Origin of the sequence: Methanomicrobium sp. W14, assembly GCF_017875315.1 — an archaeon.
In the GTDB taxonomy this organism is placed as follows: Archaea; Halobacteriota; Methanomicrobia; order Methanomicrobiales; family Methanomicrobiaceae; genus Methanomicrobium.
In genome coordinates, this window is record NZ_JAGGMM010000002.1 from 648,334 (window position 1) to 668,092 (window position 19,759).

Below are 19,759 nucleotides of genomic sequence, written 5' to 3' on the forward strand. Positions count from 1 at the left end.
AAAAAGTTCTGCTATGAAATATCAGATCTGATAAGGATTACCGCGGGTGTAACTTACATGATTAAAAATCCTGTTCCAAGAGTTGCGGCTGTTCATGATCTTTCGGGTTTCGGACGCACTTCGCTTACGATGGTTATTCCGATTCTCTCATCGATGGAGGTCCAGGCATGCCCTCTTCCGACGGCTGTTTTATCCACTCATACCACGGGTTTTGAGAATTACGTTTTTCATGATTTAACTGAGTTCATGGACAAAAGCGTTGATCACTGGATAGAACTAGGTATAGATTTCGATGCTGTGTACAGCGGGTTTTTAGGGTCTTCAAGACAGATGGATATAGTTTTAAGGCTTATCGACTCTTTGAAAAGGTGCAGTCCTCTTATTGTAATAGACCCTGTTCTCGGTGACGACGGTGTAACGTATGGTCCTATTACCGGTGACATGGTTGTTAAAATGCGGTCTTTTATAAAGAATGCGGACCTTATTACCCCGAATATCACAGAGGCAGCTTTGCTTCTGGATGAGCCCTACTCTGATGCCATAAACGAGACTGTCGTCCGTTCATGGCTCCCGCGACTTGCAGATATGGGGCCTGATATTGTCGTCGTTACAAGTGTTCCTCTTGTAAATTCAAAGGACAGGACCTCAGTTCTTGCATATGACAGAAATGACGAGAGGTTCTGGAAGGTTTCATGTGACTATATTCCTACTCATTACCCCGGAACAGGGGACGCTTTTGCAAGCGTTCTTGTGGGGAGCCTCCTTAGGGGAGACAGCCTCCCGATAGCGCTTGACAGGGCAGTTCAGTTTACGACGCTTGCAATCAGGGCATCATTCGGTCACAGAAACCCGGCACGCGAAGGCGTTATGCTCGAACGCGTTCTTGACACTCTTAAAGGGCCGGTTGTCATGAGCAGCTATGAACTTGTGAAATGAGACCTATAACACCAAATCTAAACAGATTTTATGCCTCCTGCTGAATAATTAAAACGTAATTGTTATGCTTCTTTCTGCGCCTGTAAATGAAACAAATCTTTAATGAGATGTCTGATGTATAAAACTAATATTTATCCTCCTTTTGATAAGAATTATTGTCTGTTTTAAGTATACTAAAGGCTCTGTACAATAAATACAGTGTAACAAAGAGCAATGATTCTCCAATTAAAAAGAATAGAGGATCTTTCTGTATATGGGCAGACCCCTGATACATAAAGCCTTTAAAATAAATACTAATCATTATTCCTCCAAACGCTGCTGTGCAAAATGTAGCTCCAAGCAATAAAATTATTTTATATCTGTTATCTGGATGAAGTATGCGTTTAGCTTTTATAGTAAGTGTATATGGATGCCATTTCCGGCTTTCATCAGCTTCAATAAATTCTGAATGAATTAGTTGAGCAATGTGTTGATGAACTGTTGATTTTGATAATCCCAGTTCATATGAGAGTTCTGTAAGTGTGTATGATTTTTTATCAATTAATTTTAATAAGGATGCCCTGACATCTGAAGATAAAGCAAAAAGGTCTTCTTTACTTAGTTTAATCTCATTCAAGTTATCCATGTTTCAGAATATTCCTGCAAAACCGTCTTCAGTCAATGGTCGTTCGTTCTGCACTTAATAAGTATATTTTAAATTTATATAATCTATTTTGTGAGTTATATTTAAAAGAGGGTTAATTTAAAAATTAAATTTTTTTAATAAATTGTTTCAATTAATCTCTAGCATAGAGGACTTTCTAAAATTACTTCTCCTGTTATTGCATTAATTATAACTAATCCTCCATAAGGAGTATCATTAACTGGCTCTCCTTCTAAATAGATTACCCATGTTAATGTTTGAGTATCTGCTTTAGTATATTCTATAGACAGGTAACAATTCTGTTCTTTAATTTTAATCTGAGGAAATTGTTCTTTTGCGATTGTTATTGCCTTATCCTCAGAAACTTTTGGTTCAGTATTACAATTAATTTCGCGGTGAATACCAATATAGGATGTTATTTCTCCGGACTCTGGGTTTATATCTATTGCGACTGAATTTGGTGTAAATACACCATTAAGGCTCTCTCTCCAGACATATGAATATTCATAACCAGCATCGGCATGATCAAGAAGCTCTGAATATGTTATTTTCATATTCATCTTCTCAAAACCATTGTACTTTTCTTTTGCGTATTCTTCGCCTATTTTTATAGATTCAGAAGAGTCTATAAGAACCTTCTTTGATGTTTCTTTAGCATTGCTGAATGATGCACGTTCAACTAGGCCTGAGTATTTATTTACATAAATCTGCCCGTTTCCTGTTTTAAATACATAGTATTCTCCAATGTCATAGTTTTGTTCATACAGGTACTCTATATCAGTGTTTGAATTATCAATGAAATTGGTAGCATTTATTTCTGCGGAATTAATTCCTATTGGTGTTTTGGTGTATATTGCGGATGTAGCTGCAATCATTGACAGTAGACAAATAATACTAATTATTATAACTGTTTTCTTCATTAGTTCTCACTCCACCTAGATCGTTCCTTGTCTTGCAGGGGTAAGACAAACATTTAAATTTCTGCCATTTTCAACATATGCTTTATATGTATCTATTCCATGGTATCCAATTGGAATACACCAGAAACAGTCGTCTTTGGCATTTGATATCGCATTAGATACAGTTTCACCATTTTTTGTACGTTCCCAGAAATTTTCGGACCAACATTTGCCATTATTTGTTTCAATTTCACCAGTAAATCCGATACTCATGTCAACTCCTTTGTCTTTGCTTATACTAGCGATATTCCCATTATATTGATTTGTATATGATGAATAGCAAGAAATGTAGACAGCTAGTAGTGAATCATCAATGTCATTTGAATTATACCCGTCAATGAAGTATCTGCTACTCCCGGGATTATGTGAATTATCATATTTCCCTAAAATCCATGATTCGTCTGAAAATTTAATTCCTCCTCCTTTTGTCCCGTCTGAATATGATAATCCGTGACCATTAAAGAAAAAAATCGAATCATATTTAAATTTAGCATAGGCATCGTAGGCTACCGCATTTGTTTGCGAATATGATGGAGAATAACCCATTTCAATTTGATCCATTTTGGCTTCGTTAGCTGTTGGTGTTGTAATCAAATCCCCATTTATTGAAAAGTCAAAGTTGTCTGTCCTGTATGCACTTGCTGAACATACAATCATTGCAATTAAGCCAATTAGTAATATCATTCTTTTCATAATTGCCCCTCCTTAAGACCTATTTCAAGGTCTTAGAAGTAATTCGAAATTATGTAGGTATATATATAAAAAATATAAAGAGATTGTTCGTAAATTCCCGAATTTGTCATATAATATATCTGGATAGTTAATCATAATGGTAAATACTATGATGTATATTACATACACAAATTAAACTAAAAATGCGTTATTTAAATGTCTCTAATTTAAGCAATTCAGATGTAAATAATTACCAGCAGCCGCATGGCATATTAAACCCGTCGCTTGCATTTAATATCAAATTGACGTCTGACTTTTGATATGAGTAACTTTCGCATTCCGGGCATAAGTCCTCTATTTTGTGAAATATGTTTCCTGTATCAGTGAACTCTTCGGGACTGTGTACTGTTAGTTCAAGCAGATAGGATTTTTTGGAATTCGGCATGAACAAGTCTGAAATAATTCTGTATTCCCTGTATTCTCCGTTTTTCAGGTCTGAAACATTTATTCTGCCTGTATAAACGGTTAACCCGTCGTCATAGTCAATATCAGGGCCTGTAATAACGTTGCCTGCATCAATGCAGTTCGATTTTATCTCGTATGCCTTTAATGTCACATTAAATTCGGCATATCCGCAGTCGACGCCTGTACCGTCGTATATCAGGTAGTCTATTCCCAGTTTATTGTTCTTGATGGATATGTTCGGAGTATACCACAGATTTTCCCGGTTATCCGGGTCAGACAGGTCTTTACTGAATAAATTTTCGACATATACAGGTATGTTGCATTTCTCCTGGTTGACGACAATGAAACTGCCTGAAGTGTTGTCATATGTGATAACCGGAAAAATAACATCTTCATCTTCAATAATCAGACCATATGGTGCAAACCATTCCGGCCTGCTGAGCGGCTCAGAATTATATTGGTTGTTGTCCTGAGCAGTCAGTATTAGAATATTTACCAGAACTATTGTAATAACCGCTGAAATTACAACGAACCATTTTACTTGTCCTGAAAGTTTCAGACTCATCCTGCATCCAACCTTGGAATACTAATAGATTATTTCTTCTTTTGGTAATATTTCTTTGAAGGCCGCGGAGTTAATATATTGCGAAATTGTTCGGTAAAAAACGAAATGAAATATCTTTTATTGCCAACTGGATTCCTTTTGGGGGGTCTTCATGAATATTTAAAAAGCAGTATCTGAAATCTTATTTGTACACTTTACCGGCGTATGTGTATTTGTCCGACTCCCCGCCCCTCAAAACGATATATAGCCAGATGTAAAGCGATCTCAGAGTCCCGAACTGGACGTATCTTCGCATCGAAAACTTAACCTTTACTTTCGGGTCAAGCTTCACTTTACCAATTTTTCTCATTCTCTGGGCTATTTCGAGGTCGTCTCCGGCGTCTATGCATTTATACCCGCGTATCTTTTCAAAAACCTCTTTTTTAAAGGCCGTGTTGCACCCCAGAGTATAATATAGTGTATGCGTATAATACCCAAGCCTTGAAAATATATTTGCAAGGGCAAGGTAAAACCTGAATTTAATGCCCGGTTCAAGAGGATAAACCGTTCCGTACAGCTGGACGATTTTTTCGTCCTTTTCAAATGCCTTAAGAGTTAATTCAAGCCAGTTTTGGGGAATTATGCAGTCTGCGTCAGTTGTTGCTACAATGTCTGCCTTTGCAAGAGCAACACCGTCGTTTCTTGCACCGCCCACCCGACTGCTTGTCTGGATAATTACAGTATCTGCAAGTTCTTTTGCATATTCTCTGGTCTTGTCCTTGGAATTTCCGTCGACCACAATCAGCTCATATTCGTCTCTTGGAATTGTCTGGCTGCAAAGTGATTTTAGGCAGGGTGTGATGTTTTCCTCTTCGTTGAATGCCGGGATGACAACTGAAATTTTTGGAGACATTTGTTCTAATTCAGTTGTCCTTTAATACGGATTAATTATTCTGATAACTGCTTCCCGTGAAAAAAAGATGTTTCCTTAGTTTGTGGCGGACTTTTTGTCTTTTGCCATATAAGATGTTAAAACGATAATTATACAGAACAAAAGACCGGCAAATACAGCTGCATTGAATCCTTTCATAAATGTGGCATTTGAGGTGACCGTTGCCGACTGCGCGACCCCTCCGGAAAAAAATTCAAATATGGCTGCAAAAAGAGAAGTTCCGAGGGCTGTTCCCAGGTATATGGAAGTGCTCATGATTCCTGAAGCCATCTCCTTTTTGTCTTCGGCTGAGTGCTCTATTATTCTGCTTGAACCTGCGCTCAAAAAAGACCCGCACCCGATACCGGTAATAATAAGGGCGAAAATTAACCAGAATATACTGTTTTGGCTGAATGTAAGAAGGATTATTGCAAAAGACGCCGTAAACACGACAGATGATATAACGGAAATAATTCTTTCACCTTTTTTGTCTGCAAAGTACCCGCTCACAGGACTTAATACAGTTATTAAAAAGGAAGGTATAAGGAGGTAAAGTCCTGCCTGACCTGTGCTTTTTCCAAGGATATCTTCCAGATAAAACGGGAGAATAAGGAAAAGACCGCCGTATATAAGCATCACCAGAGTATATGCAACCGTTGAATATGAGAAGTCTCTGTTTTTAAACATTGAAAAATCTATGACCGGATCTAATGCTTTAGTCTCGGCAAATGCAAATATTATGAACAATATGGCAGACAATGCAGTAAGAAATACCGGTTTTAGGAGACCTGCCTGAGAAGATCCCAAAAATCCAAGAGGCAGGATGAACAGGTTCATGGCAACGAAGAAGAGGCAGGAACCTGTATAATCAAATTTTTGTCTGTCAAATATCTCTGTTTTGTCGGCCGGAAGCAGGTATGCTGCAAGAAGGATTCCTGCTGTTCCTATGGGTATGTTAATAAGAAAAATCCAGTGCCAGTTGAGGTATTCAGTGAGAAGTCCTCCCACGACCGGACCTATTGTATACGCAAGAGATGCTACTGCCGCAATTATCCCGAATGATCTTGCCCTTTTGGATTCACCGACATGGATTGCGACGGCGGCTATTGCGGAAGGTGCAATCATAGCGGCACCTGCTCCCTGGAGTGCCCTGAATAAAATCAGTGACTCAATATCCCATGACAATGTACAGAGAAACGAGGACACTGTAAAAAGAGCGAGACCTGAGATGTAGACTTTTTTTGTCCCGAGGAAGTACAGCGATTTTGCAAATATTATCATGAGGCTGCTTAATGCAGCAAGATATATGGTCAGGACAAGTGAGGCCATACCAAGACCGGAGCTGAAGCCTTCCGCAATCTGCGGGAGGGATATATTTACTATCGCCCCGTCAAGTCCGTCCATAAATAACCCTGTTCCAACGACCAGAAGGATAAGGGCCGGACTTTTTCCGGTTCTTCCCGATATTTTCATTTATAGATAAAACAGGAGTATCTATAAAAATTTATGCTCTTTTTTCAGGATTAACGGGCGTCTGGAAAGTTTTTTTTCACGTAATCAAGGACGTGCCTGATGCACCCGTCCATATTGATATATTCAAATTCCGAAAATCTCCCGACAAGGTCTATTCCTTCGGAATTCACGTAATCCTTCATAATTCTGACATTTATCAGGTAGTCGAGATCGTAGACAACATAAGCATACTCAAACCTGAAGACGCGTGAATATACAACCTCGTTGTTCTCATTAATAATTCCCATATCTTCAAGACCCCCGGTTACGTGCCTGATAAGGTCCTGATCGGACATTTTTGAGACTTCATCGCCTTCATTATACGTTATTTCCGCAAGAACAGACGAGCATCCTTTAGGTGCGACCTCAGTCGAATAATTTGACGGGAATGATATCCTGTTGAACTTTCCAGGCTCTTTCTGCGGGATATAAAGCCAGGATATATCGTTAAGGCTTCCTTTAACACCGATTCCAACACAGGCAATGGAGTTGTATTTCAGGTTTGTGCACGCCCCGGAAACATTTTGAGGGACGTTTTGCAGGCATTTTATGAGAGTCTCCGGTGGCAGTGTTGAGATGACTTTGTCAAATAGGTATTCATCTTTACCGTTTCCGACAAGAAAACCCCTGTCAGTCCTTTTGACCGAGGTGACCGGAAAACCGGTAATAATCCTGCCTGAAACAGGCTCTTTTAAAGCGTCTGTAAGGGCTTCTATGCCGCCGTATACAGGGTAAGTGAATACTGACTGGTGGGTATACCCTTCAGTCTCTATTCCAATTGCAGACTTGATTATATCTTCTACGGGGGGTCTTGGTATACGGCCGTCGACCCAGTGCATCGACATTTTGTCTGCCGGAAAGTTCCATATCTTTTCGTTGTACGGAACCATGTAGGACTCTGCTATTCCTTTGCCGAATGTGTGGTATATCCATTCCTTAAAGTTTTCAGGCTCCTTTAACTCCCCCTTTTCAAGGGCTATCAGGTTTTTTACAAACTCGTTGATGCAGAAGAAGCGGTCTTCGGGCGGGAGTTGGTAAAGACCGTTTTCAAAAGGGTATTTTACATATCTTCCTTTAAAAAAGATCTTGGTATTTCTGTTCCTTTTGTCCTTGTTTTCACCCAGAACATCACACATGAAGTCGTTTACTTCCTTGTCACGGCTGAATATGATATGGGAGCCGCCCGTATCAAAAGTAAAGCCGTCTTCAGTGTTTGAACGGCACAATCCCCCCGTTTTATCCTCTTTTTCAAAAACCGTTACGTCTTCTCCGTGTTCGTTCAGCATCCGGGCGAGTGCAATTCCCGTAAGGCCGCCGCCAAGTATTGCAGTCTTCACAGTATTAATTGGAATTTGGGTTTACAAAAGTCTGTTGACGAAAGCATCTCTCCAAACTCTTACTGTGTTTACCTTAATCCAATGTCGTAAGGCTTTTTCATTTTCCTTGCAAATATTTACCTAAATCTGGTGACATCTGGAGATATGGACATGGATACTGCAATAAAATCTGTAAAAGGAAGAGAGATTCTGGATTCAAGGGGAAATCCCACTGTGGAGGCTGATGTAATTCTTGAGTGCGGCGTTGCCGGGCGTGCCGCATGCCCGTCAGGAGCGTCTACGGGAATTCACGAGGCTGTCGAGTTAAGGGACGGGGACAAAAACCGTTTCGGCGGGAAAGGAGTCCTGAATGCTGTCTTTAACGTGAATAATAAAATATCAGCCAAAGTTGCCGGTATGGACGCAACGGATCAGAGGTCTGTTGATGAATCCATGATTGAGCTTGACGGAACCGAAAACAAGGGAAGTCTTGGTGCCAATGCGATGCTTACTGTTTCAATGGCTGTTGCAAGGGCCGGTGCGGCTTCACGCGGCCTTCCGCTTTGGAAGTATCTTGGAAATCCTGCCGACGCCGTTCTTCCGGTCCCGTGCATGAATATCATGAACGGGGGTGCACATGCAAACTGGCAGGGCGCAGACCTGCAGGAGTTCATGATTGCACCTTACGGGGCACCATCATTTAAGGAGTCTTTGAGATGGGGTGCCGAAGTCTACCATGTTTTAAAGGTCCTCCTGAAAGAGAAGGGTGATTCGACCGGAGTAGGCGACGAGGGAGGATTTGCGCCGAAAGTTCCTTCTAACGAGGAGCCCCTGAAGCTTATTGTGGAAGCTATAGAAAGGGCAGGTTATAGGCCCGGTGATGATATAGGAATAGTTCTTGACCCTGCATCGAGTGAGTTGTACAAAGACGGTCTTTACGAACTTAAAACTGAGGGAAAAAAGCTTACGGCAGAAGAGATGGTGGAGTATTACAAAACCCTGTGCGAAAAATACCCGATAGTCTCAATAGAGGACGGTCTTTCAGAGGATGACTGGGACGGCTGGAAGATGCTTACATCAGCAATAGGGGATAAAGTCCAGCTTGTAGGAGACGACCTCTTTGTTACAAACGTGAAAAGAATTGAGACGGGGATAGAAAAAGGGGTCGCAAACGCGGTTCTGATAAAGCTTAATCAAATAGGAACGGTTTCCGAGACTATTGATGCGATAAGACTTGCGCAGAAGAACAAATGGGGTGCCATGATCTCTCACCGGAGCGGTGAAACTGTGGATTCGTTTATAGCCGACCTTTCGGTTGCAATGGGGACAGGCCAGATTAAGACGGGGGCACCTGCAAGGGGTGAGAGAATAGAAAAGTACAACCAGCTCTTAAGAATAGAAGAAGAGATGGGAGACTCTGCCCGCTTTGCAGGAAGAAGTGCTTTTGCAAGATAAATAAGGCAGAAAACAGGAATAAATCAATAATAAAAAAATCTTTTTTTATTTACGTTTCACTGATGTCTCTTCCGGCTTTCAGGCATCCTGCCTATATGTAAATTCCAGACCTTCTCTTTTGCACTTATCATTCTCATGACAATGATTGATATACAATGAAAATTATCAGTAGCTCTTATTATGCCCGGGAATTCTTTCTGTGACAGTCCTGATTATCAGAAAAAAAGGATAGCAATGGTGAAAAACCAGGTTGAGGCAAGGGGTGTTGCAGATAAGAATGTTCTTATTGCAATGGCGAAGGTTTTCAGGCATCTTTTTGTGCCGGAAAAATTACGTGAATTTGCATACGATGACAGACCTCTTCCAATTGGAATGGGTGCAACGATATCGCAGCCTTATATTGTAGCTTTTATGACTGAACTTCTTGAGTTGTCGCCTTATGATCGTGTCCTTGAAATCGGCACAGGCTCCGGCTACCAGGCGGCGGTGATATCGAAGACCGCATTGGAAGTTGTCTCTTTTGAGAGGATAAAAGAGCTTATTCCGGTTTCACAGGAAAACCTGAAAAATTCCGGAATAAACAATGTAAGGGTCTTTTTAGGTGATGGAACGAATATTCCCGAAAAGTTTGGTCATTTTGATGCGGTTATTGTTACAGCGGCATCCCCTGATATTCCTGAATATCTGTTTGAATTTTTAAATGAAGGCGGAAGACTTGTCGCACCTGTAGGCAGTCTGTCTTATCAGGAGCTTATTAAGATAAAAATAGAAGATGGAAAACCGGTACTGACGCACCATGGCAATGTAAGGTTTGTTCCCCTTATCGGCTGCAGGGGATGGAAGGAGTAGCAGACGGAGAAGCGCATGGATTTGAACCTGCGTATTTTGGATGTCTGATACATTCGTAAACTTAAAAAAATGTAAATATTTGAGATTATCTGAAAAATCTTTTAAAATACCTGTTTTTTTAGATATTCATCATGTGAAATTATGTGCCTGCTAAAACAGCAGACTCAGACAAAAAATTGGATTAACTCCCTTAAATGCCAAATTAATCTCTAAATGTCTAATATTCTAAAATATCTTGCCCTCCCCCAAATATAAAATAGTTTGTGCGCCTTATAATAATAAGAATGGACACTTTTTTAAAATTTAGTGAACTGAATATTTCCAAAGAAATATTAAAGGCAATAGAAGATATGGGGTTTGAAGAACCCACTCCAATACAGCAGCTTTCAATTCCTCTTATCATGCAGGGACGTGACGTTACAGGCCAGGCCCAGACTGGAACCGGAAAAACTGCATCTTTTGCAATACCTGTCATCGAAAAACTGGACACGAAAAGCTGCAGTGTCCAGACAATCGTTCTTTCACCTACAAGAGAACTTACCATCCAGATTGCAGAGGAGTTCAACAGGCTTCTGAAGTACCGCGATGACGTCAGGGTTCTCCCGATATACGGCGGTCAGCCCATAGAACGCCAGATCTCTGTCCTGAAACGTGGAGTTCATGTTGTCGTCGGAACTCCGGGAAGGGTAATGGACCATCTCAGAAGAGGTACACTTAACCTGTCATCGGTATCGATTGTTGTCATTGACGAGGCCGACCAGATGCTTGATATGGGATTTAAGGAAGACCTTGAGGCAATTCTTGAATACGCACCTAAAGAGCGTCAGACAATTCTGTTTTCGGCGACAATGCCGAGACCGATTCTTAAAATATCAAAGGCATTCCAGAAGAACCCTGAATTTTTGAAACTAAACCCGAAAGAGCTGACCGTTCCTCTTATTGAACAGTCGTATATAGAAGTCCGCGAAAGGGACAAGCTCGATGTCCTGTGCCGTCTTATTGATATCAGCGGTCAGGGTCTCTCAATGATATTCTGCAACACAAAAAAGAGGGTTGATGAGCTCTCGTCATCACTTCACTCCAGGGGTTATTTTGCCGAAGGCCTCCATGGTGATATGAAGCAGAGTTTAAGGGACCGCGTTATGGGCAAGTTCAGGAACGGTTCAATAGATATTTTGATAGCAACCGATGTAGCTGCAAGAGGCATTGATGTCGAGGATATCGATACTGTATACAACTATGATGTCCCGCAGGACGTAGAGTATTATGTCCACAGAATCGGACGTACGGGAAGGGCCGGAAAGACCGGGCGTGCATATACGTTTGTAGGGCCTAGGGAGACCGAAAAACTGCGTATGATCCAGAGACTTGCGAGAGTCAAAATAAGACGTGTATCCCCTCCGAGCACAAGGGATGTTGAAAACTGCCGCATCGAAAGGTTCCTTGACAAAGTGCGGAATGTTATGACAGAAAGTGACCTCTCCGCATATACTCCCCATGTGGAAAGGCTGATGGACGAGGACTTCACCCTGACCGATATTTCGGCGGCTCTGATTAAGCTTCATATGGAGGACAACAGTCATGAATTGCCATCAGGTCACAAGGAAGAGCAGTCTGTTGACTTTTTAAATACCGGCGGAGAGCCCGGAATGGTCAGGTTTTTTATAAACATCGGCAAATCAAAAGGTATCCGCCCCGGTGACATTGTCGGTGCAATTGCAGGAGAGGCAAAAATTCAGGGAAGTCTTATAGGGGCAATAAACATACTTAATGACTTTTCGTTTGTTGAAGTTCCTGAAAAATATGCCCCTGAGGTTCACAGGGCCATGAATAATGCGACAATACGCGGTAATGAAATATCGTTTGAACCTGCAAGAAAAGCAATCCGTTAGGATTGTTTCAGTCCTAAAAAGACCTGAAATCCCGTTTTATTTTTTCCATGTTTATTTTTTTACTTCTTTCATAGAAGGCCGTTATTTTTTATCAGGAATTTTGGAATTCACATATACTCTGACATTGTTGTCTGTATGCTTTTTGGGGAGTCAAAACCGGATACCGATACCCCTATAAGCCGTACAGGTTTTGTAGTGTCAAGGTATTTTGAGATGAGCTCTTTTGCATTTTCATCAATCACGGAGCTGTCGAAAGTGTGACGGACAAGAGTCTTTGATCTTGTATTGGTTATGAATCCGGCATATCTTATTTTGACTGTCACCGTCCTGAATCTTATTTTTCTGGAGGAAACGGCTTTTTTAACTTCACTGCATATCTGTTCGGCCGTCTTTAGTATCAGGTCTTTGTCCTTTGTATCCGAGGAATATGTCTTTTCTTTTCCTATTGATTTTCGTGATTCTCTTTTTCTGACGTCTCTTGTATCATTTCCCGAGGCAATCTCTTTCAGGTCCGCTGCATGACGCCCGAGAAGCGAGATGAGTTTCTGGATGTCATAGTCCAGAAGGTCACGGACTGTTGAAATTCCTGCTCCTGAAAGTATTTTTGATGTTTTCTTCCCTATGCCTGGAATTTTTCCTATTGGCATGGGGTTTAGAAAAGAGGTGACTTCTTCAGGTCTTACTACAGTTACCCCGTCAGGTTTTTGGAAATCAGATGCTATCTTTGCGACTACTTTTGACGGGCCTATCCCGGCCGAGCAGGTAATTCTCTCCTTTTGAAAGATTCTTTCTTTAATCTCTTTTGCAGTTTTTTCAGCATCGGAAAAAGAGCCTTTGCAGCTTAAATCAAGGTAAGCCTCGTCTATACTTACCTGTTCAAATTTGTCGGAATATTTCCTGAGAATCTCCATTACGCTTTCCGAGACTTTTTTGTATAAAGAGAAGTTTACCGGCAGAAATATGCCTTTGGGGCACATCCTGTACGCCGTTGAGATGGGCATAGCCGAGTGCACGCCATAGTCACGTGCCTCATATGAGCATGTGCTTACGACACCCCTTCCGTCGCCCCCTTTTGGGTCGGCACCTATTATCACTGGAAGTCCCCTGAGTTTCTGGTTCTCCCTGACCTCAACGGATGCGTAAAAGCAGTCCATGTCGATATGAAGTATTATTCTGTCCTCTGCAGTTTCTGTCATCAGCCGTCGACTGTTTTAACTCTTGCCGGTTTATGGTATAAGTCATAGCCATGCGGTGTGAAAGAAAAGCCGGCACTCCCTGTGTCTTACCTGTGCTTGAGATTTGTGTTTAAAGCACGCTTAAACGCTGGCAGATTACTGATAAAAAAAGGTAAATAATCCGTCTGAGTAAGTGTAACTCTGGCCTACCTGTTCAGATGGTTTTTCTAAAAAATATTTTATTGCTGGTTTTTAGGCTGGATATAAAATCCTGTTAGGGTCTTGTCCAGAACCTCTTCCGAGTTCTTCGGTGTAATGAGGCTTACGACAATCATCGCTATTATTGCACAGGCGAACGAGTATATTGAAAAGTGCATAGGAAGTTTGTCTATGTACTGGTAATAATACCCGAACATTCCTGACGTAACAAGACCTGTCAGGACTGCAGCGATTGCACCTTCCTTTGTTGCACGCCTCCAGTAAAGCCCTGCGAGGAACGGGACTGCAAAAGTAGACAGCATTACTCCGATTCCCATCCATATCAGGAATGCAAGCATCTCGGGCGGGTTGAACGCAAGTAGAATTGAAACTATTGCAACGACAACCACACAGATCTGGCTTAATCTTAAGACCTGCCTGTCGGTTGCATCCGGTCTTAGGAGATTTTTGTATATATCCCATGAAAACATGGTTCCTATTGTGAGCATTAGCCTGTCTGTCGTTGACATGACGGCCGCAAGGACGATGACCGCAAAAAAAGCCCAGATTACAAGGTTTGGAACGGCATACTGGACCCCGTACATAAAGGCGAAGTCCTGAGCATTTACAGCTGTAGGGAGAACAAGTTTTCCCTCCTCTACAAGCGCCCTTACCGCGAAGCCTGCGAACTTTACGAGAAACATCACTACAAGATATATCAGAAATGCCGCCAGGGGAGCCCATTTGAAGAATTTTTCCTTCTTTGCCGCAAGGACATTGTTTACGACATGCGGTGCGCATGCAAGGCCTACTGTCAGCATTATAACGAACGATACCAGAAATTCAGGTGTGCAGTATGCATATGAGGCGTACGCTGCCGGGTAGAAAGGCTGAACCATATTCGGGTCTACCGAGGCTAGAACTTCGTTTATGTGCTCAAGACCTCCTGCTGCAAAGATTACAAGTGGTGTCATTATGAGGACACCTGCGATAAGAAGCCCTCCCTGGATGAGGGTTGTCCACGAAACCGCGTAAAGACCTCCTATAACGGTATACACTGTAATTATGACCGCTGCAATTATCAGTGCCACCCTGTGGTCTATGTTGAAGAGCCATACCAGAACTATGCTTATAGCGGTATACTGACCGACAAGGTATATCATCGACACTACGATTCCTGCAACTGCCGTGATTCCCCTTATTGCTCTCGGGCTTTCGAACCTCTGGGCAAAATAGTCCTCTACAGTCATGTATCCTGCATTTTTTCCAATGTAATGAAGTTTTACACCGAATACTATGATTGCAAAGGATGCCGCGAGGGGCACTGCAAGCTGCTCCCATATTCCGGGCCACCCCGAGGTGTAGCCGAATGCAGAGACCCCTACAAGAGTCATTCCGCTGCACACCGATGCGACCATGAGAATTGTGAAGACCCAGAAGCCCAGGGACCTCCCGGCGAGTATATAGTCCTCGGTGTTATGGACTTTTTTTGATGCCCAGCTACCTATGAGAATTAACCCAACTGCATAAACAGCTATTATTGCAATAGTTGCCAAATCGAATGTCACTCTTCGACCTCCCTGAATGAAAGGCTCCAGTATAAAAGAGCCAGAACTATTATTCCCGTCCCTAAAGCTACGCTTAAGACGGTTATTGTCGGCAGACCAAACATATTACTATGCTAATTTGCAGCATGCTAGCATATAACACGATCGTTTTAAAGCATATTTTTAAGGTCTGACTGAGTGAAAAAAAGGTAAAAAACGGATTAGTGTCTGAAATATCTGATCCCGGTAAACACCATCGCGACATTGAGGCGGTTGGAGGCATCTATAACTTCCTTGTCGCGGATTGATCCTCCCGGCTGGAGAAGTGCCGTTGCACCGGCTTTTGCCGCCACTTCAAGTGTGTCTGCAAACGGGAGGAACGCGTCGGATGCAACAACCGATCCCTTAAGAGAGGAGTTTGCCTTTCTGACGGCAATTTCAGCTGAGTTTACCCTGTTCATCTGTCCTGCACCTATTGCAAGAGCGGATTTTTTGTTTGCAAAGACAACGGCATTGCTCTTTGTGTGCTTGCAGATTTTCATTGCAAGCTTCATGCCTTCTATCTCGTCCTGTGTCGGCTCGCGTTCGGATACGACTTCCCAGTTCTCTTTGATGTCTTTCGGCGTTATCTGGACAAGGGCTCCGCCGTCGATTGTCCTTACCGACTTTGTATCTTTTTCTTCCGGCAGAATCAGGACACGCATGTTCTTTTTAACCTTCATTATCTCCATAGCTTCGTCCGAGTATGAAGGTGCAATGACTACCTCTATGAATGTGGATGCAAGCTCTTTTGCGACGTCCGCTTCAACAGGTCTGTTAAGAGCCACAATGCCGCCGTATGCCGAGACAGGGTCGACGTCCCTTGCTTTTTTATATGCTTCAAGAGGTGTGTCACCCAGTGAGACCCCGCACGGGTTGTTGTGCTTTACTATGACTGCCGCCGTTTCGTCAAACTCTCTCATGAGGCTTACTGCCGCGTCAACGTCAAGGTAGTTGTTGTATGACATCTCTTTGCCCTGGAGAGTGGTCTGTCCGGCGATTCCAGTTTCCCCGTAGACTGACGCCTTCTGGTGCGGGTTTTCACCGTATCTTAAGGCTCTTCCGTTCCTGAACTGAACCGTGTAGACCTCGGGAAGTTCTGATTCTAGGGAATATAGGTAGTTTGAGATTGCGGCGTCGTATGAAGCCGTCCTTGCAAAGACCTTTTTAGCAAGGTTCAGCCTGTTGGCTTCAGTAAGGTCATTGCCTGATGATATGGCCTTCTCAAGCATGCCGTAATCTTTCGGGTCGATTACGACTGCGACATCACTGAAGTTTTTTGCCGCAGCTCTAATCATTGCAGGTCCTCCTATGTCGATGTACTCAACGAGTTCTTTTAACGGCATTTTTTTGGATGACATCTCCTCGAACGGGTAGAGGTTTACAGCAAGGATGTCAATTCCGTTGATGCCGTTTTTCTTCATCACTTCATCGTCAATTCCCCGCCTTCCTAAAAGGCCGCCGTGGATTTTCGGGTGCAGGGTCTTTACACGTCCGTCCATCATCTCCGGTGCCCCTGTGTATTCGGATACTTCAGTTACGTTTATTCCGGCGTTCCTGAGGGTTTTTGCTGTGCCTCCTGAGCTTAGAACAGTGTAGCCGTTTTTTACGAGGCACTCAGCAAGTTCGGTTATGCCGGTCTTGTCCCAGACCGAGAGAAGTGCATATTTCATTGTAATATTATTGGAGCTAAAATCAGAATAAGGTAATGCAGTTAGGGGGTTCTGAAAACAGTTTTTTTTGAATAAGATGCAGGCAAATCCTAAATAAAAATGTGGTGTGAACAGAATTATTTCGGAAGTTTTCTTAAAGTAATGTTAAGAGTATTTTTGAGATATTTCTGATTTTTTTGTATGTGCTTATCTGCGCTTATGTGAGACAACCAAAATATTCTGCTCCTTTGCTTCGGATCTGTCAGGACTCTTTTAACAGCTGTTTTTTTACATAAATTATTCTCTTTATACTGTAAGCATTATGGTTTATTTCTAAAATAAAGGCTTTAAATCCTGTGATCCTTTTTTGTAGATTTTCTGTTTAATATCCCTGAATTATTTTGTATGGGCAAAGAAAGTATATATAGAACTGCAAACAGACTGACAAAAATATTTATATAGAACTTTAGACCATCTAGTATGGTATAACTAGTAATTACAGCAGTTTATAGGAGAATAAAGGAATGAATGATGAGAACCCTGAGAAAAAAGTGCCTGTCGAAGAGACGGTGAAAAAATCTCAGGCAGGTGAAGAGGCCAAGAAAAGTCCTGAGGATGCTAAAAAAGAGAATCCTGAAGAGAAAAAAATTTCGCGGGAAGAAGAGCTCCTGGCGGAAATTAAAAGTCTTAATGACAGGTATCTGCGCCTTGCGGCAGACTTTGACAATTTCAGGAAAAGAAGCGCCAGGGAATCATCCGAACGTGTAGAGCGTGCGGTTGAACATTTTGCAGTTGAGATTCTTGAAGTCGTCGACAACATTGAACGGGCACTGGGGTCAGATGACACCTCACTTCGTGAGGGAGTCGAGCAGATCCAGAAAATTCTCAGAAAAATTCTTGCAAACAATTCCATATCTCCCATAGAATCGCTAAACGAAAAATTCAATCCGCAAAAACATGAAGCAATAGCCTATATTCCTTCCGACTGTGAAGAGGGGACGGTTATAGACGAAGTCCAGCGTGGCTACTGCATTAAGGATAAAGTAATCAGATGCGCCAAAGTGGCGGTATCTAACGGAAAAAACGAAAAAAAGGAGGAGCAATAATATGACTTCTAATAAAGTTTTAGGAATTGATCTTGGTACAACAAACTCATGTATGTCAATTATGGAGGGCGGAAAACCTGTAGTCATCCCGAATGCAGAAGGAGGACGTACCACTCCGTCTGTTGTGGCGTTTTCAAAAGACGGAGAGCGTCTTGTAGGAAACGTCGCCAAGCGCCAGGCTGTAACAAATCCTGACCGCACAATAATCTCTATAAAACGTCAGATGGGAACTGACAAAAAGGTAAAGATCGACGGCAAGGAATACACCCCGCAGGAAATTTCCGCTATGATCCTTCAGAAACTGAAGGTAGATGCTGAGAGTTACCTCGGTGACGAAATAAAAAAGGCCGTCATTACGGTTCCTGCGTATTTCAACGACGCCCAGAGGAACGCAACAAAGGATGCCGGAAAAATAGCCGGCCTTGACGTAATGCGTATCATAAATGAGCCTACGGCAAGTGCTCTTGCATACGGTATTGACAAGGAAGAGGACAAGACTATACTGGTATTCGACCTCGGCGGCGGAACGTTTGATGTTTCGATTCTTACAATCGGCGACGGTGTCTTTGAAGTTCAGGCAACCGCAGGTGACAACCACCTCGGAGGGGACGACTTCGACAAGCTTGTTATGGACTACATCGTAGAAGAGTTCAAAAAGCAGGATGGAATCGACCTTTCAAAGGACAAAATGGCAATGCAGCGTATCCGTGACGCGGCTGAAAACGCCAAGAAAGAGCTTTCCTCAGTCCAGAAGACAAACATCAACCTGCCTTATATTACGACTGATTCGACAGGGCCGAAGTTTCTGGATATGGACTTAACACGTGCAAAGTTTGAGCAGCTCATAACTCCTCTTGTCGACAGGACAATAGCACCTGTAAAGCAGGCAATGGAGGATGCAAACCTGACCAACAGCGACATTGACCATGTCCTTCTTGTCGGAGGTTCAACACGTGTCCCGCTTGTGCAGGAGAGAATTCGTGCACTTATCGGAAAAGATCCTGACAAGGGCATAAATCCTGACGAGTGTGTGGCAGTGGGCGCTGCAATCCAGGGCGGAGTCCTTACAGGTGAGGCAAAGGACGTTGTGCTTCTTGATGTAACACCTCTCACTCTCTCAATCGAGACGATGGGTGGCATTGCAACAAAGCTTATCGAGAGAAACACTACAATCCCTACAAAAAAGAGCCAGATATTCACGACTGCCGCTGACAACCAGACAAGCGTTGAGATTCATGTTGTCCAGGGAGAGCGTGCCCTTGCAGCGGACAACTTCACACTCGGAAAGTTCCAGCTTACAGGAATTCCACCTGCGCCCCGCGGAATCCCGCAGATAGAGGTAACGTTTGATATCGATGCAAACGGCATAATAAATGTCTCGGCAAAAGACCTTGGAACAGGAAACAGCCAGGCTATAACAATCTCCGGAGACAAGCGCCTCTCTGAGAAGGAAATTGAAGAGATGGTAAAGAAGTCCAGGGACTTTGAAGAGGAAGACAAGAAGAAGCGTGAAGAGATTGAGATCAGAAACAGCGCCGACAACGCGTTATTCGCCGCGGAAAAACTCCTTAAGGAGAGCAAAGACAAGCTGGACTCTGAGGATGTCAATAAAATTGAAGAGGGCGTTGAGAAAGTCAAGAAGACTGCCGAAGGAACCGATCTGGAGGCAATCAAAAAGGACGTTGACGAACTGACCGAAAGTGTCTTTGCGGCTTCGACCAAGATGTACCAGAAGGCTGCAGCCGAAGCCGAAGCTTCAAAGGCGAAGGAAGGCGAAGGCGGCGAGAGCAAAGGTGCAGAAAACGATAATGTTGTCGACGCTGACTACGAAGTTAAAGACGACAAAAAGAAGGACTAAATTCGTCGGA

Annotated in this window: 16 protein-coding genes; 6 read left to right on the top strand and 10 right to left on the bottom strand. The window is 42.7% G+C overall.

Annotation, left to right across the window (positions count from 1 at the left end; genetic code table 11):
• Nucleotides 1-57: 57 nt before the first annotated feature.
• A complete protein-coding gene (locus J2128_RS09010; protein ID WP_209690791.1) occupies nucleotides 58-936 on the top strand; it encodes a pyridoxamine kinase in 879 nt (292 codons plus the stop codon).
• A 124-nt stretch (nucleotides 937-1,060) separates the two neighbouring features.
• On the opposite strand, the gene J2128_RS09015 is transcribed toward J2128_RS09010, so the two are convergent.
• The 7 genes from J2128_RS09015 to J2128_RS09045 form a co-directional block, all read right to left on the bottom strand.
• Nucleotides 1,061-1,561: a winged helix-turn-helix domain-containing protein gene (locus tag J2128_RS09015; protein ID WP_209690792.1), complete on the bottom strand. Its 501-nt coding sequence runs from the start codon at nucleotides 1,559-1,561 to the stop codon at nucleotides 1,061-1,063.
• 158 nt (nucleotides 1,562-1,719) lie between these two features.
• The gene (locus tag J2128_RS09020) at nucleotides 1,720-2,499 is read right to left on the bottom strand and encodes a PepSY domain-containing protein (RefSeq protein ID WP_209690793.1); all 780 of its coding nucleotides are present in this window, start codon (nucleotides 2,497-2,499) and stop codon (nucleotides 1,720-1,722) included.
• A gap of 15 nt (nucleotides 2,500-2,514) precedes the next feature.
• Nucleotides 2,515-3,231 (bottom strand): hypothetical protein, encoded by a 717-nt coding sequence (locus tag J2128_RS09025; RefSeq protein WP_209690794.1) that lies wholly within the window; start codon nucleotides 3,229-3,231, stop codon nucleotides 2,515-2,517.
• A 229-nt stretch (nucleotides 3,232-3,460) separates the two neighbouring features.
• Nucleotides 3,461-4,240: a hypothetical protein gene (locus tag J2128_RS09030; RefSeq protein ID WP_209690795.1), complete on the bottom strand. Its 780-nt coding sequence runs from the start codon at nucleotides 4,238-4,240 to the stop codon at nucleotides 3,461-3,463.
• Nucleotides 4,241-4,421: 181 nt separating this feature from the next.
• On the bottom strand, nucleotides 4,422-5,132 hold the full coding sequence (locus J2128_RS09035) for a glycosyltransferase family 2 protein (protein ID WP_209690796.1): 711 nt from the start codon (nucleotides 5,130-5,132) through the stop codon (nucleotides 4,422-4,424).
• A 75-nt stretch (nucleotides 5,133-5,207) separates the two neighbouring features.
• Nucleotides 5,208-6,623: a DHA2 family efflux MFS transporter permease subunit gene (locus J2128_RS09040; protein WP_209690797.1), complete on the bottom strand. Its 1,416-nt coding sequence runs from the start codon at nucleotides 6,621-6,623 to the stop codon at nucleotides 5,208-5,210.
• Nucleotides 6,624-6,673: 50 nt separating this feature from the next.
• The gene (locus J2128_RS09045) at nucleotides 6,674-7,999 is read right to left on the bottom strand and encodes an FAD-dependent oxidoreductase (RefSeq protein WP_209690798.1); all 1,326 of its coding nucleotides are present in this window, start codon (nucleotides 7,997-7,999) and stop codon (nucleotides 6,674-6,676) included.
• A gap of 150 nt (nucleotides 8,000-8,149) precedes the next feature.
• Here J2128_RS09045 and eno point away from each other — a divergent pair, with 150 nt between their 5' ends.
• The 3 genes from eno (at nucleotide 8,150) to J2128_RS09060 (ending at nucleotide 12,174) form a co-directional block, all read left to right on the top strand.
• Nucleotides 8,150-9,433, top strand: a complete 1,284-nt coding sequence (eno, locus tag J2128_RS09050) for a phosphopyruvate hydratase (RefSeq protein WP_209690799.1) — start codon at nucleotides 8,150-8,152, stop codon at nucleotides 9,431-9,433.
• A gap of 180 nt (nucleotides 9,434-9,613) precedes the next feature.
• On the top strand, nucleotides 9,614-10,282 hold the full coding sequence (locus J2128_RS09055; RefSeq protein ID WP_209690800.1) for a protein-L-isoaspartate(D-aspartate) O-methyltransferase: 669 nt from the start codon (nucleotides 9,614-9,616) through the stop codon (nucleotides 10,280-10,282).
• A gap of 284 nt (nucleotides 10,283-10,566) precedes the next feature.
• Nucleotides 10,567-12,174, top strand: coding sequence for a DEAD/DEAH box helicase (locus J2128_RS09060; RefSeq protein ID WP_209690801.1), 1,608 nt, complete (start codon nucleotides 10,567-10,569; stop codon nucleotides 12,172-12,174).
• Nucleotides 12,175-12,281: 107 nt separating this feature from the next.
• On the opposite strand, the gene dinB is transcribed toward J2128_RS09060, so the two are convergent.
• The 3 genes from dinB to purH all read right to left on the bottom strand — a co-directional run bounded on the left by dinB (nucleotide 12,282) and on the right by purH (nucleotide 16,806).
• The gene (gene dinB, locus J2128_RS09065) at nucleotides 12,282-13,370 is read right to left on the bottom strand and encodes a DNA polymerase IV (protein WP_209690802.1); all 1,089 of its coding nucleotides are present in this window, start codon (nucleotides 13,368-13,370) and stop codon (nucleotides 12,282-12,284) included.
• A 218-nt stretch (nucleotides 13,371-13,588) separates the two neighbouring features.
• The gene (locus J2128_RS09070; protein ID WP_209690803.1) at nucleotides 13,589-15,115 is read right to left on the bottom strand and encodes a sodium:solute symporter family protein; all 1,527 of its coding nucleotides are present in this window, start codon (nucleotides 15,113-15,115) and stop codon (nucleotides 13,589-13,591) included.
• Nucleotides 15,116-15,315: 200 nt separating this feature from the next.
• Nucleotides 15,316-16,806 carry a bifunctional phosphoribosylaminoimidazolecarboxamide formyltransferase/IMP cyclohydrolase gene (purH, locus tag J2128_RS09075; RefSeq protein WP_209690804.1) on the bottom strand — a complete coding sequence of 497 codons (1,491 nt, stop codon included), beginning with the start codon at nucleotides 16,804-16,806 and terminating at the stop codon, nucleotides 15,316-15,318.
• Between the two features lie 503 nt (nucleotides 16,807-17,309).
• Between purH and J2128_RS09080 the strand changes: the two genes are divergently transcribed.
• Nucleotides 17,310-17,891, top strand: coding sequence for a nucleotide exchange factor GrpE (locus J2128_RS09080; protein ID WP_209690805.1), 582 nt, complete (start codon nucleotides 17,310-17,312; stop codon nucleotides 17,889-17,891).
• A gap of 1 nt (nucleotide 17,892) precedes the next feature.
• Nucleotides 17,893-19,749: a molecular chaperone DnaK gene (gene dnaK, locus J2128_RS09085; RefSeq protein WP_209690806.1), complete on the top strand. Its 1,857-nt coding sequence runs from the start codon at nucleotides 17,893-17,895 to the stop codon at nucleotides 19,747-19,749.
• Nucleotides 19,750-19,759 lie beyond the last annotated feature (10 nt).